This is a genomic window from Pantoea sp. sgz302252 (assembly GCF_047713085.1).
Taxonomy (GTDB): domain Bacteria; phylum Pseudomonadota; class Gammaproteobacteria; order Enterobacterales; family Enterobacteriaceae; genus Scandinavium.
On record NZ_JBLFJW010000036.1, the window covers coordinates 16,576 to 31,062 of the forward strand.

General features: G+C 53.0%; 13 protein-coding genes. All 13 read left to right on the forward strand.

The window, feature by feature from the left end:
- Positions 1–4: 4 nt before the first annotated feature.
- The 13 genes from tssJ to ACLW56_RS21375 all read left to right on the forward strand — a co-directional run bounded on the left by tssJ (position 5) and on the right by ACLW56_RS21375 (position 14,459).
- A complete protein-coding gene (tssJ, locus tag ACLW56_RS21315; protein ID WP_330985706.1) occupies positions 5–529 on the forward strand; it encodes a type VI secretion system lipoprotein TssJ in 525 nt (174 codons plus the stop codon).
- A gap of 32 nt (positions 530–561) precedes the next feature.
- Positions 562–1,164, forward strand: coding sequence for a CDP-alcohol phosphatidyltransferase family protein (locus ACLW56_RS21320; RefSeq protein WP_330985707.1), 603 nt, complete (start codon positions 562–564; stop codon positions 1,162–1,164).
- The gene (locus ACLW56_RS21325; protein ID WP_330985708.1) at positions 1,157–2,086 is read left to right on the forward strand and encodes a phosphatidate cytidylyltransferase; all 930 of its coding nucleotides are present in this window, start codon (positions 1,157–1,159) and stop codon (positions 2,084–2,086) included. Before ACLW56_RS21320 ends, ACLW56_RS21325 begins: the two co-directional genes overlap by 8 nt.
- A 9-nt stretch (positions 2,087–2,095) precedes the next feature.
- The gene (locus tag ACLW56_RS21330; RefSeq protein WP_330985709.1) at positions 2,096–2,728 is read left to right on the forward strand and encodes a lysophospholipid acyltransferase family protein; all 633 of its coding nucleotides are present in this window, start codon (positions 2,096–2,098) and stop codon (positions 2,726–2,728) included.
- Positions 2,725–4,488, forward strand: a complete 1,764-nt coding sequence (locus ACLW56_RS21335; RefSeq protein WP_330985710.1) for a bifunctional alpha/beta hydrolase/class I SAM-dependent methyltransferase — start codon at positions 2,725–2,727, stop codon at positions 4,486–4,488. Before ACLW56_RS21330 ends, ACLW56_RS21335 begins: the two co-directional genes overlap by 4 nt.
- Positions 4,481–5,803, forward strand: coding sequence for a phosphatase PAP2/dual specificity phosphatase family protein (locus tag ACLW56_RS21340; RefSeq protein ID WP_330985711.1), 1,323 nt, complete (start codon positions 4,481–4,483; stop codon positions 5,801–5,803). The genes ACLW56_RS21335 and ACLW56_RS21340 overlap by 8 nt, the downstream gene beginning before the upstream one ends.
- The gene (locus ACLW56_RS21345) at positions 5,785–6,189 is read left to right on the forward strand and encodes a hypothetical protein (RefSeq protein ID WP_330985712.1); all 405 of its coding nucleotides are present in this window, start codon (positions 5,785–5,787) and stop codon (positions 6,187–6,189) included. Before ACLW56_RS21340 ends, ACLW56_RS21345 begins: the two co-directional genes overlap by 19 nt.
- Before the next feature lie 6 nt (positions 6,190–6,195).
- Positions 6,196–7,980 (forward strand): type VI secretion system baseplate subunit TssF, encoded by a 1,785-nt coding sequence (tssF, locus tag ACLW56_RS21350; RefSeq protein WP_330985713.1) that lies wholly within the window; start codon positions 6,196–6,198, stop codon positions 7,978–7,980.
- Positions 7,977–9,011, forward strand: a complete 1,035-nt coding sequence (gene tssG, locus ACLW56_RS21355) for a type VI secretion system baseplate subunit TssG (RefSeq protein ID WP_330985714.1) — start codon at positions 7,977–7,979, stop codon at positions 9,009–9,011. The genes tssF and tssG overlap by 4 nt, the downstream gene beginning before the upstream one ends.
- Positions 8,998–10,470 carry a hypothetical protein gene (locus ACLW56_RS21360; protein ID WP_330985715.1) on the forward strand — a complete coding sequence of 491 codons (1,473 nt, stop codon included), beginning with the start codon at positions 8,998–9,000 and terminating at the stop codon, positions 10,468–10,470. The genes tssG and ACLW56_RS21360 overlap by 14 nt, the downstream gene beginning before the upstream one ends.
- Before the next feature lie 36 nt (positions 10,471–10,506).
- Positions 10,507–11,676: an IS256 family transposase gene (locus tag ACLW56_RS21365; protein ID WP_330985716.1), complete on the forward strand. Its 1,170-nt coding sequence runs from the start codon at positions 10,507–10,509 to the stop codon at positions 11,674–11,676.
- Between the two features lie 775 nt (positions 11,677–12,451).
- The gene (locus ACLW56_RS21370) at positions 12,452–13,072 is read left to right on the forward strand and encodes a DNA-binding protein (protein WP_330985717.1); all 621 of its coding nucleotides are present in this window, start codon (positions 12,452–12,454) and stop codon (positions 13,070–13,072) included.
- A 265-nt stretch (positions 13,073–13,337) separates the two neighbouring features.
- Positions 13,338–14,459, forward strand: coding sequence for a cupin domain-containing protein (locus tag ACLW56_RS21375; RefSeq protein WP_330985718.1), 1,122 nt, complete (start codon positions 13,338–13,340; stop codon positions 14,457–14,459).
- The last annotated feature ends 28 nt before the right edge of the window (positions 14,460–14,487 follow it).

Sequence of the window (14,487 nt, forward strand, 5' to 3'; positions counted from 1 at the left end):
GAGAATGTGCACCTTTTTCTTCTGGAATACTTGTTTACTTTGCCTGTGTGCCTCGCTGTTGAGCAGCTGTGGCCTGTACCAGAAAACAAAGCAGGGTACTCAGAGCGTGGCGAAAGCGATTTTCTATCGGCAGGTGGAGACGCTGCACCTGAGTTTCGCTGCCCGGAGCGCCATCAACGCCGATGACGCGCAGCAGGCGATGCCGTTGCGTATCCGCGTCCTGCAACTGAACGACCGCAAGACCTTTGATAATACGGAGTATACCGACCTGCTGGCACAGCCGGACGTGGTGCTGAAGGACTCGCTACTGATTTCGCGGCAGGTAACGGTTAACCCCGGCCAGAAGGTCAACCTTGATATACCGATGGACGAAAAAGCACAGTTTGTGGCGGTGGTCGGCCTGTTCCGAAAACCTGACAGAACCCGAGGCACCTGGAAGCAGCTGCTGAGCCGCGACGCTCTTGACCCGGATGAGCCGCGCGTCATTGAAGTCCGTAATAACACATTGTTTTTACGACCATTGAAATAGAAACCCGTCAAACACAAGGCAGGAGCCATAACGTGACGTTGTATGACATCAAACCTAAGTTTCAGAATTTACTTCGACCCATCGTTGTCAGATTGCATGCCAGGGGGGCGACGGCAAACCAGGTCACGCTCCTGGCCATGCTGGCCTCGGTCCTGCTTGGCGGCGTGCTGATGTGTTTCCCGAAACCTCTGTTTTTTATCTCACTGCCAGTCTTCTTATTTTTCCGTATGGCATTGAATGCCATCGACGGCATGTTAGCGCGGGAGTTTAACCAGCAGTCCAGGCTTGGGGCCATTCTCAATGAGGTCGGCGATATTATCGCTGATGCTGCGCTCTATCTCGCGTTTGCTTTTGTGACCGGGGTTTGCCCGTGGCTGGTTGTGCTGGTGGTGTTGCTGTCGTGGCTGACAGAGTTTTGCGGCGTCATCGCCCAGACCCTGACGGGCAGCCGAAATTATCGTGGCCCGATGGGTAAAAGTGACCGTGCCTTTGTGTTGGGGGCATTAGGTCTGTTTATCGCGCTTTGGCCGCAGTACACCATTGTTGCCAATATCGTCTTTGGTATCTCGGCTGTTCTGCTTGCCTGGACCTCTGTCAACCGCTGCCGTAGTGCGCTGGAGGCCACCAATGCCTGATTCTCTGCACACGTTGTATTACTGCCTTGGCGGGATCTTCAGCGTTTTAGTGCTGGCGACCGTCATCATCTTTGTCTTAAAAAAGTGCCGCCCACAGCGTGACTGGCTGGAACTCCAGCAGCGTATCAACAGCTGGTGGGTTATCGTTGGCCTATTTTCGCTGGCGATGCTTTCCCCTAAAGGGCTGGCGCTCACCTTCTTCGGCTTTCTCAGCTTCCTGTCCCTGAAGGAATATCTGACGCTGGCTCCGACACGCCGCTCTGACAACGTGCCATTGCTGTGGATGTATGCCGCGATCCCGCTGCAATACATCTGGGTGGGCATGTCGTGGTACGGCATGTTCATCATCTTCATCCCGATTTACGTCTTTCTGTTCCTGCCTGCCCGTATGGTGCTCGTTGGCGATACGAAAGGGTTCTTACACTCAGCCTCCGTCATGCACTGGGGCATGATGACCACCGTGTTTGCTTTAAGCCACGTCGCGTTCCTGATGATGCTGCCAGGCGTGGATACCAAAGCGGGCGCACTGCTGGTGATCTTCCTGGTGGCGACCACCGAGCTTAACGATATTACGCAATATCTGTGGGGAAAGACGCTTGGCAAAATCAAGGTCACGCCGAAGGTCAGCCCGAATAAAACGCTGGCCGGATTGCTGGGCGGCGTGCTGACCACCACGCTGCTGGCGGCCATTTTCGGCCCGCTGCTGACGCCGATGAACTGGATCCACTCGCTGGGTGCCGGGGTGATAATCGGCCTGAGCGGGTTCTGCGGCGATGTGGTGATGTCGGCCATCAAGCGTGATTTTGGTGTGAAAGACTCCGGAAAATTGCTGCCAGGTCACGGCGGCATCCTTGACCGTCTGGATTCGCTGATTTACACCGCGCCGCTGTTCTTCCACTTTTATTACTACTTCTACGTATAAGGGGCGCAGATGAACCGTTTTCTGCGCTGGATCTTTACCCTGTGCATTGCGTACCCCGTGGTCTGGATTTGGCTGGGCGTTCGCGTCTCCGGTCGCAAAAAGCTGCCTGTGGAAGGCCCGGCCATTATCGTGGCGAATCACAACAGCCATCTGGATGTGCTGACGCTGTTCACGTTGTTCCCCCTTTCAACGCTGGTGAACGTGCAGCCGGTGGCGGCGGCAGACTATTTCCTGCGAAACAAAGTGATTGGCTGGTTTGCCCTGAAGGTCATCGGCATCATTCCTGTTTATCGCGGAGCCCACCAGGCCAATCCGCTACAGGCCTGCGTTGATGCGCTGGCAGCAAAGAAAATTGTGATTATTTTCCCCGAAGGCACGCGCGGAGAGCCGGGGAAATTCTCAGAGATCAAATCCGGCATCTGGCACCTGAGCCAGCAGTGCCCGGAGGTGCCGATTATCCCCATCTATATGCACGGGCTGGATCGCTCAATGGGCAAAGGGCAGAAAATCCCCGTACCGTTTTTTATCGACATCTTCATCGACGAACCGCTGTTTTACGACGCGGATAAAGTCATGTTTAAACAATCGTTATTCACTCGTTTCGTCACATTACAACAGCAGGCGACAAGGAAAATCACATGAGCCAGGAAGCGCGTTTATTTCAGGAAAGTACTTTCTCAACCAGCGATGGAGAGTCGCTTTATTTTCGCCATTGGCCTGCAACAGAAGGCCACGGTAAGAAAGTGATTGTGTTTTTCCACCGTGGGCATGAACACTCTGGGCGTCTGCAGCACATTGTCGATGAGCTGGTCATGCCCGATACGCATTTCTACGCCTGGGATGCTCGCGGCCACGGTCAGTCGCCGGGCGCTCGCGGATACAGCCCGAGCCTGGCTCGCTCTGTTCTGGATGTGGATGAGTTTGTGCGCTTTGTAGCGAAGGACGCGCAGGTGAGCCTTGAGGATATCGTGGTGATCGCCCAGAGCGTGGGGGCTGTTCTGGTCTCCACCTGGGTTCACGACTATGCGCCGAAAATTCGGGGGATGGTGCTGGCTTCTCCTGCCTTCAAGGTCAAACTGTATGTGCCGTTCGCCCGTACTGGCCTTGGGTTGATGCAGCGTATCCGCGGCCTGTTCTACGTCAACTCGTACGTGAAGGGGAAATTCCTTACTCACGATCCGGAGCGTGTCGCCAGCTTTGAGCAGGATAAGCTCATCACTCGGGCAATTGCGGTGAACATCCTGCTCGATCTCTACAAAACGGCTGAGCGTATTGTGTCCGACTCTGCCGCCATTACGCTGCCGACTCAATTGCTTATCTCCGGCGATGATTTTGTGGTGCACGCAAAGCCACAAAAACAGTTCTACGCCGGTCTGCGCAGCGCCATCAAAGAGCAGCATATTTTGCCTGGCTTCTATCACGACACGCTGGGTGAAAAAGACAGAGCTCTGGCCTTCGATAAAATGAAAACCTTTATCGACAAGCTCTATGCGGCAAAACCTTACACCTTCGATTACAGCCATGAGGACCAGTGGAGCCCGAGCGCCGACGCGTACCGCGAATTACAGGCACCGCCAAAAGCCCGCTCGCTGGAAGGCATGTTCTATTCCTCATTGAGCTATGGCATGAAAACGGTCGGCAGACTCTCAAAAGGGATGCGTCTGGGCTACGAGACGGGCTTTGATTCCGGCAGCACACTGGATTATGTCTACCGTAACTACCCGGAAGGCAACGGTATTCTGGGGCGCATGATTGACCGGCACTACCTGAACAGCATTGGCTGGCAGGGGATCCGGGTACGAAAAGTCAATATCCAGCAGGTCATAGAGCAGGCGGTCACCCGGCTTAAAGAGAGTGATATGGCGGTACGCGTGGTGGATATTGCCGCCGGGCACGGGCGTTATGTGCTTGATGCGCTCGAGAAACATCAGGATATCGAAAGCATCCTGTTGCGTGATTACAGCGACCTGAACGTCGAAAAGGGCCAGGCCATGATTGAAGGGCGAGGGTTAAGCCACGTCGCTCAGTTCAAAAAGGGCAATGCCTTTGACTATGACTCCCTCGCCACGCTTGAGCCTGCTCCTACACTGGGGATCGTTTCCGGGCTGTATGAACTCTTCCCGGATAATGCCTTAATCAAAGCCTCGCTCGCCGGGCTGGCTGCAGCAATCCCGCCTGGCGGCGTGCTGGTCTACACCGGGCAGCCGTGGCATCCGCAGTTGAAGACCATCGCTTATACCTTAACCAGCCACCAGAACGGCATTCCGTGGATGATGCGTGTGCGCACGCAGAAAGAGATGGACACGCTGGTGGAACAGGCGGGCTTCGAGAAATGCCATCAGGTGATTGATGAGTTTGGTATTTTCACCGTCTCACTGGCCGTGAGAAAGCAGCATGGCTGAGTCCGCGCTCATGCAGAATAAAGCCAGCCTCTGGAAACAGGGGCTGTGCTGGCTGGTGCTGTTAGGGCCGCTGTTTTTCCTCAGCTATGGGCAGGTGAATCAGTTCACGGCCACGCGTCATGATGTGGGGAGTATGGTCTTCGGTTGGGAACATGCTATCCCGTTTATGCCCTGGACCATCGTGCCCTACTGGAGCATTGACCTGCTGTATGGCATTTCGCTGTTTATCTGTACTTCAAAGCAGGAGCTGACCCGCCACGGCTGTCGGCTGCTCGCCGCATCGCTGATTGCCTGCGTCGGCTTTCTCCTTTTTCCGCTGAAATTTACCTTCATTCGTCCGGAAACGCAGGGGATGTTTGGCTGGCTGTTTCAACAGCTCGAACAGTTTGACTTGCCTTATAACCAGGCCCCGTCGCTGCATATCATCCTGACATGGCTGCTGTGGCTGCGTTTTCGTCAGCATCTGGGGAAGGGCGCAGGGCTGCTTTCCGGCGCGTGGTTTTGGCTGATTGCGGTGTCGGTGCTCACCACCTGGCAGCACCATTTCATCGATGTGGTGAGTGGGATTGTGGTCGGGGTGATGATTAGCTATGCCATTCCGGTCGAAGGCCACTGGCGGTGGAAGCGCCCATCAGCTCACGCCGCACGGATCGCAGCAAAATATGGTGCTGGTGGAATAGTGTTTTTACTGGCGGGATTGTGGCTCCCCTACGGATTTATTTTGCTGTGGCCTGCAGCGGCATTATTGATGGTGGCGGTGGGCTATGCCGGACTTGGCGTGTCGGTGTTCCAGAAAAATAATCACGGCGATGTATCCCTCTCTGTCCGCTGGCTGTTGTTCCCCTATTTAGCCGGAGCATGGCTTTCAAAAAAATGGTTTTCCCGACGAATATCTCTGAGCAACATTATTTACGACGGTGTGGCATTGGGCCGCTTTCCGGACAGAACTGTGGCGCAGGGCGCAGTCCTCGATCTGACGGCTGAGTTTCATAAAGGCCGCTGCAAAGCAGGGCATTGGCAAGCTTATCCGCTGATGGATTTGGTGGTACCAGGTGTATGGAATGTCCGCCAGGCCGTGATGAAGCTTAGTCAACTGCAGCAGAGACATGAAAGTGTGCTGGTATGCTGCGCCTTAGGTTTATCCCGCAGTGCAACGGTTGTAGCTGCCTGGCTGCTAAGTGAAGGCCATGCCGGATCCGTTTCGCAGGCTGTGGCGTTAATCAAATCCCAGCGCCCTCAGGTAGTGCTTACGCCCGCCCATCTTCAGGTTCTGGAAACGTTCAGCAAGGAGCTGCAATGTCAGACATCACAATGACAAGCCGAATCATGCAAATTCATCAGTCGAGCTGGCGTTACTTTGCTGCGCTGACGCTGCCACCTTTGGGGCTGATCTTCAACCTGTTGTTTTCAGCCGATTGCGTGTTGCTGATGGGACTCTTTTTGCTGACTCATTATTACTGCTGGCGGTTGTGGCTGGATGAGCGACTTTTTCAGCTTATTGAGCGTGAAAGCGATCTCACTGAATTTGATAGCGGGATGGCGCATTTGTGGCCCAAAAAGACGGGGAATACTATCCGTACGTTGGCTGAACGCTGGCGTGGGGCAAGGAACCTTTTTTATCGGGCGATGTTCTCGCTAATGGCGCTGTGGGGAGTCTCATTGTGTACGGTCCTTTACCAGGCTTTAACGTTGGTGGATTAACCCGTTATGAATGACCATGAATTTCTGAAATATTTCGACGGCGAAATGCGCTGGCTGAAAGCGGCAGCACGGGAATTTGCTGAACAACACCCGGAAGCCGGTCGGCGGCTGGGTATCGACAGACAGTCTCACAAAGCTGATGATGCTGTAGAACAGCTGTTCCAGGGTTTTTCGCTGATGATGGCCCAGTTGCGCCGTAAGCTGGATGACGATATCCCGGAGCTGACAGAGCCGCTGCTGGGTCATCTGCTGCCGATTGCTAACCGCACCCAACCCTCGATGGCCGTGGTGGAGCTGACCCCGGAAATGGTTGCGCAGGTCAGGGATGTGGTGATCCCTGCTGGCACAACACTACTGACCCGGCCAATGGATGATACCGGTCTGCGCTGCCCGTACCGCACAACGGACGAACTGGTGCTTCACCCATTAAAGCTGCACAACGTCCGGCGACAGTTTCACACGGACGGTCATCAGGTTCTGACCCTGCGGTTTTCATTCAGCCAGTACGCTGACCCGTCTCAGACGGATTTAAGCCAGATCCCGCTCTATATCCACGGTGATCGACCCTTGCAGTCAATGCTGTATCTGGCCCTGACTCATCATGTCTCACACATCACTGTGCGCCTGCCGCAGACCGGCAATCCCGATCCGCAGCCGTTTCATGGCAAGCTGTCGTCGCGCTGGCAACAGAACTGGTCGTCAGTCTGGCCGGAGAGCGACAGTCCGGCGCTGTGTGGTGAAGTACGCCCGTTACTGGAATACTTCAGCTTCCCGGCCCGGTTTGCGTTCTTTACGCTGACGGGCCTTGAAACGCTGCCGCTCGGCGAAGACTGTCAGCATTTTGAGCTTGAATTTCATCTGAGCAAGCCACTGAACCGGGATATTCCTGTGCCGGAAGATATTCTGCGTATCCACTGCGTACCGCTCATCAATTTGTTTACGCTCAACGCTGAACCCCTGAAGGTGGAGCCAGCAACGCTGGATTACCGGCTGCGGCCACACCGGCTTCGCGATCATCACACTGAAATTTACAGTGTGGATAAGGTGGCCGCGAGCGAGACGCTGGACAAGCGCCAGTATGTGCCGTATCGGCAATTCCGGCACAAGGGCGGGATGTTGCAGCGTAAAGAGAGCTGGCCTGAACGGTACTTTCATACCCGTATCTGGCGCGGTGTAAGCGGCCTGCATGAGACGTTGCTGATGCTGGGCGGTACGTCCGGGGAGCAGGATCTTCACGAAGAAAATGCCACGCTATTTATGAATATCACCTGTACCAACGGTAATTATCCGCGTCTGGCACTCGATGCCGCAGTCTTTGATGGCGTAACCACGACCGGCAATCAGACGCTGCATTGTCAGACCCGCCATGCGCCCTCGATGCCGTGTTACCCACCGTTATCACAGCTGCACCAGTGGCATATCATGGCGCAGCTGCATCCCCGCGCCCTGAGTCAGATGATAAGCGATGCAGAAAATCTTCAGGCGGTATTGCAGCTGTTCAACTGGACAGACGATGAGAACAACGGTCGCCGGATAGCGGGTATACGCCAGGTCAGCTATCAGCAGGCGTTCAATTCGTCTCAGCACTGGCATGGGGTACGTATCCGTGTTGAGCTGGACGAAACACCGTTCAGTGGTGTGGGTGATGCACGGCTGTTCTGCGAATTGCTGGAGCAGTTCTTTACACAGTACGCCAGCGTTATCCGCTTTACGCAGCTGACGGTGGTGCTTACCGAGTCCGGTACGGAATGGGCGTGGCCGGAGCGTCGGATTGACAGGGTGCTGATGTGAACGACGCTGAAGACAAGAAAGCGTTGCCGCCTTTCTGGCTGGACAGCGACGGTAAAGATCAGACCGCCCGGTTCAATTTTTATCGCTTCTGTCAGCTGCTGGAGAAGGCTGGCGGGAAGTCGCTGGGTACAGGTTTATATCCTGATAGTGACCCGGTGCGCTTCAGGCCCGATCCCCACTTAGGCTTTCCATCCGGCGAGCTGAAGCGTACTGAAATCGACCCGGATAACCCGGATGCCCCACCGACTGTCAGAACAAAATTTCTGGGATTGTACGGCGTAGATTCTCCGCTGCCGACTGCCTACATTGACGATATCAACCAGGGGCGGGAAGGGGCTGATGCAATGGCCGCATTCCTCGATATCTTCAATCACCGGCTGATGACGCAGTTTTACCGTATCTGGAAAAAATACAGTTACCCGGCAACGTTTGAAGAAGGCGGTACGGATAAGTTCTCCCGCAGCCTGATGGCGCTGACCGGCGTGACTCACAGCAGAGAACTTCCTCCGTCGCGATTGCTGGCAATTTTGCCGCCGATGCTGCATCCCACGCACACGACAGAAGGCGTGGCAGCGGTCATTCGTAGTCAGGCGCCGAATACACAGGTAAAGGTTATCCCGCATCATCCGGTCTGGATGCCGGTGGCTGAACGTGCGCGACTGAAAATTCATGAGGGAATGACGCTGGGCGAACGCCCGATTCTGGGGGATGAAGTTGAAGATGCAAACTACTGTATGCGCATTGAAATGACTACCGAGGATGCCAATGAGGCGAAAGGGTGGATGCCACGGGGCCAGCTGCGCAAGGATGTGTTTGCGCTGCTGAAGACGTACCTGGGATGCGACTACGATGCCAGCCTGCATTTGACCATCCCGGTTCGCCTGCTGCCCCGTCCGAGGCTTGGCGACCCGGCTCTCTTTTCGGGGTACACCATCATGCTCGGGCTTCGGGATGACAATGAAGATCAGATGCCGCAGACGATGCGGATGAGGGTAGGGAAATTGCGGGGGAGGGATTTTGACGAAGATTGAATTTCTGGAGCAGGCGCGTAATGAATCCATGGCCCGGCGTGAACTAACGATTCAGTCTCATGCATTGCTTGTCGTACGAACGTTGGATTCAATTTATCACGCCCTGCAGCGCAATCCCTGGGAAGGCGTCGAATTCGACGCGCTTGCTGCGATTATGCATCTTTTTGACACCATGCTTTATTATGCTGAACGTGAACGCCAGCCGGGTATGACTCGTAAAGAAGCTGAGTTGTGTCTGTTGGAGCATCTGAAGGAGGCTTACCCGGAGCAAGACGCTTCGCAATACGCCCTAGTATCCAGCCGGATTTTTGCAGCAATCAAAGATCCCTTTCGTCTCCGATACTACAACTTCACCGAACGGGTCCATTCCGAAGAGCAGATTATTCGTCTGATACGCCACGATCAGGTGCCTGGATCAGATGACATTTTGTGGTCACTGACCGACGAAGGCATGCTGTTTTATACCTTGCGCCTGGATGAAACACCGATAGAGCGAGCGGCTATTCTGGCCTGGAGAACGCTCAAAACTATACGCCGCGGTGAGATCGACAAAGCGGTACATCAGGTCCAGTCAACACAGCGCCAGCTAGAGCAATACTTGATAGGTATGCGGATGAAAGTACGCGCAGCCCAATCGGGGGATCTCAGCGCATCCTATACACAAGATATTAGCCCGGTACTCAGTGACTCTTTCGATAAAACGCGGGAAGTGCTTGAACATATTAGGAATACTTTGTCGACCATTACCGAAATGTTGGCTGATGGGCGCTCGGAATTGCATCCCGACAAGTTGCAACAATTACGTAAGGCGCAGGAGATTTTCGACGAGGTTTGCTCATTTACTCAACGTTATCAAGATCGTTTGATCGACGTAAACAAAGATTTTGAACGAGCTCGTATGAAACTCATTATTCCCAGAGACAATACGCTTTTTCGAGAGACCCTGGAAAAGGGGGCGCTTAAGCCATTGTTGGCGCATACGCCAAGAACGGTCGAACATAAAATTGATGGTCTGGTTGAAAACCTTCTGCCTCCCCGAAGCAAAGATGACGATCAGAACACACTGTTCGATCTTGAGACGGTATTGAACCTTTATCTGGATAGATTTGAACAAACACTTCCGCACGAGATACAAGACCCCAGCGAACAGCCCACTCTGATTGAATCCACTCTACGTGGGATACCCGAGCCCGTCATTAGGCACTGCAGTGCCTGGGTTAGTCATCGTTTAATGCAGAGAGGACGCGTCAGTTTTACTGATGTTTTCGATGCCTATGCGAAGCATGAATTGTCAGAAGTCGAGCAGCAGGTTTGCTTGCTCCATATTGGCAGCCTGGCTGCCAATAGTGACCCTGCGATACAGGTAGATATTGGTACTTTGCCAATTAAAACAGCACTTTGGCGAGCTGATGATTTAACACTAATGGCAGTTACCTCTACACAATCCTTTGAGGAGTAGTTATGGACGACAAAATACAGCAGCGTGCTAAACGCTATGCCGAGATCGCCACACAGGCGGTTAACCGGGAAAGATGGCATCTTAACGCCACTCATCAAACAGTTAACTGAAGCCGCACTGGCTGCTGAACTTGACTCACATCTGGCTCAGGATGTTGAAGCCAACCGTAAAAACGGTTCTGGCAAAAAGACCGTTAAAGCATCCACCGGAACCTTTGAACTGGCCACTCCCCGCGATCGAAATGGTACTTTTGAACCCCAGTTGGTGAAGAAGCACCAGACCACACTTTCCGATGAGATCGAGCGCAAGATCATCCGCATGTTTGCTCTGGGCATGAGCTACAAAGATATCAGTCAGGAAATCGAGGATTTATACGCTTTCAGCGTGTCCAGTGCCACTATCAGCGCGATTACCGACAAAGTAATCCCTGAGCTCAAACAGTGGCAGCAACGCCCGCTGGAAGCGGTATATCCTTTCGTCTGGCTGGATGCTATCCACTCTAAAATCCGCGAAGACGGACGTTATCAGAGCAAGGCGGTCTACACGGTTCTCGCCCTGAATCTGGAAGGCAAGAAAGAGATCCTCGGTCTGTATCTGTCTGAAAGTGAGGGCGCTAATTTCTGGCTGTCGGTACTGACCGATCTACAAAATCGTGGAGTGAACGATATTCTGATTGCCTGCGTGGATGGCCTGACGGGGTTCCCGGAAGCGATAAACAGCATTTACCCTGATACTGAAGTCCAGTTGTGCGTTATCCATCAGATCCGTAACTCGATAAAATATGTTGCCTCGAAGCATCACAAGGAGTTTATGGCTGATTTAAAGCCGGTTTATCGTGCGGTATCAAAAGAGGCCGCGGAAACCGCGCTGGACGAACTGGAAGATAAATGGGGGGCGCAATACCCGGTGGTACTTCAGTCATGGCGGAGAAAATGGGCTAATCTGTCGTGTTACTTCCGGTATCCGGCAACGATCCGCAAGGTCATTTACACGACAAACGCCATTGAATCAGTGCACAGACAGTTCAGAAAGCTGACGAAAACGAAAGGTGCTTTCCCTAATGAAAACAGCCTGTTGAAGCTCCTTTATCTGGGATTAATGAATGCGCAGGAAAAATGGACAATGCCGATCCAGAACTGGAATTTGACATTGTCCCAACTGGCGATTTATTTTGAAGGTCGCCTCGATAAAGTGATTACGTTGTAATGATTTTTTAACGTGACACAGAATTCTGAACGCTCTCTCAATCAGCGCGACATCAGACCTTATGGCCAGAAGTGCGCGGATCCCTGCTAAAGTTATGTCGCTTATATTCGATAAAAATGGATGTGAACGATGGCTATCAAGGTTTTAACCCTGGACGACTATCAACTTGCAACATAACAGCTGGATTTCCTGCAGCAGTACGCCCATTCTTCTATTTCACAGTATCGGGCATTAATTCTATATCGGCTTGTTAGCGGGCAGTGGATAGAAATCTGATTTGTTCGGTATTCCCTTATTCACAAATATCTTCAGCAACAGAAGCTACCATTTTAATGGCGTGGTTGCGCATGAGCATGCGCCTCAGCATGGAAGGAAGGGTTACCACTCGTGCACAATCAGCATGCGATCCTGGGAGAGCCGAACTTCGCTGATTCTGGGGTGTGGAGGAGGCGCGGCGATGATCAACCTCACCTGGATTCCTCCTTCACTCGTTGCTAGTGTGCTTTCAATGGGTAAAAAAATAAGTAAAACAATCAATAACTTTTTCATTCTACATCGCTGCAAATCTCGTCGGGAAAACACATTCTTTTTTTCTGCTGGGGTATTTTAACAGAGTGAGCAGCATCTTCATCTAATGAAAAAGGTCGAAAAAGACTGCGATTTTCCTTGCCACTCACTCCCTATTTGTTGAGCAATGTTCCTTAAACAGGGTAAATTAAGCGCTGACAAATCAGCCGGTTCGGATGGCAGATTCAAAGGAGAAGTGAGGGAACTCATGGGCAATCGCGTTGACTATCAGATTGAGAAATACGTGTTCACGGAAGTGAACGAATCGCCGCGTATCGCTCGCCAGTGGGCTGAAGTGGTTGAGGAATGTCGTGAGGAAAAAGCAGGCAGTGAAGAACGCCTGCGAATTGCCTTGCTCAATGTGGACTATGTCAGCAGCTTCGAATTGCCTTTTCGGCTGCTCTTGATTCGCACGCCTCAGCTTATTGAACGCCTGCGCAATGAGCTGCAGCTCAATCAAAAAACGGTGCTGGTGAATGACAAAAAACGCTGTCAGATCTACAGCCTGAAGGCCGATTTAAGTCAGGTGCCGGATGACGTTCGCTACCGTTTTTCGAACCGTATCCGTCGCAACGAAGAGGGCGTAGAAGCGAACTTATTGCCGCAGATAGCAAAGCAGGTGAAAGATCCAAAACTGCGTTTGAAGCTGGCGCTGGAAACCGGGCTTACCGTGAATGCGCTCGATGGGCTTTTCTGGTTGGGCAGCCAACGTATTGCGGCTGATGTCTCTACGCTGCGAACCACAGGCATGAACATCACCACGTCTGAGGTTGAGGTTTATGACGACCTGACAGCGACGACCCGAACCATTGCGGCCTATCGACTTTAGTGCTTTAACGCGGCTTTTGCTTCGGTCAGCTCGCTCAGTGCCTCTTGCAGTTTACGCTCTTGCTTTTCAATTTTATCGCTGCGCCCTGAAGCAACTTTTTCTGACAAAAAGGCAGTGTAAGGGGGCGTTCTTAACGGTTTCTTAAATGCCGCACAATATGTACGGAAAAACTGTCATTTTTTCACCAACCCTTGACCCGCAGCAAGGATGGCGAAAGGGAACTCTCGCATACTCCGCGCGTCTTTCCTTTCCCCGGTGCGAGTGTATGACTTACCAACTGAATCTGAACTGGCCAGAGTTTTTAGAGAAATACTGGCAGAAAAAACCTGTGGTCCTGAAGAACGCTTTTCCTGGCTTTGTTGATCCGATAACGCCGGACGAACTGGCTGGGCTTGCGATGGAGCCCGAAGTCGACAGCCGTCTGGTCAGCCATCAGGACGGCAAATGGCAGGCAAGCCATGGTCCCTTCGAAGATTTTGAAGGGCTGGGTGAAACCGGTTGGTCACTGTTGGCACAAGCGGTAAATCACTGGCACATGCCTGCGGCCGAGCTGGTGCGTCCTTTCCGCGTGCTGCCGGAATGGCGTCTGGACGATCTGATGATCTCTTACTCGGTGCCGGGCGGTGGCGTGGGCCCGCATATCGATAACTACGATGTGTTTATTATCCAGGGCATGGGTCGCCGCCGCTGGCGTGTGGGCGATGCGCTGCCAATGCGTCAGTTCTGTCCGCATCCTGCGCTTCTGCATGTTGATCCTTTTGAGCCGATTATCGATGTCGAAATGTCGCCGGGCGATATCCTTTATATTCCGCCAGGCTTCCCCCACGACGGCTACACCTATGAAGACACGCTGAATTATTCCGTGGGCTTCCGCGGCCCGAATGGTCGCGATCTGATCAGCAGTTTTGCCGATTACGCGCTGGAAAACGATCTGGGCGGCACGCACTACAGCGATCCTGATCTCACCGTCCGTGAACACGCCGGTCGGGTAGAGCAGTATGAGCTGGATCGTTTGCGCGAGCAGATGATGGCGGTTATCAACCAGCCGGAAGATTTCAGGCAGTGGTTTGGTCGCTTTGCGTCTACGCCACGTCACGAGCTGGACATTGCGCCAGCAGAACCGCCGTACGAGCCAGCAGAAGTACAGGAAGCGTTGCTCGGTGGTGAAAAATTGATTCGTCTGAGCGGCTTGCGAGTGCTGAATGTTGAAGGCGCATTCTTTGTGAATTCAGAGCGTTTGACCCTTGCTGATGCCAAAGCAGCAGATGCTTTATCCCGTTATACTGAAGTAGGCCAGGATGAATTAGGCGACGCCGTACAGCAGGCTGAATTCGTAGAAGCGCTAACAGGACTCATTAATCAGGGCTATTGGTTCTTCGAAGAATAACATTCATTCCTGAATATTATTTTTAACC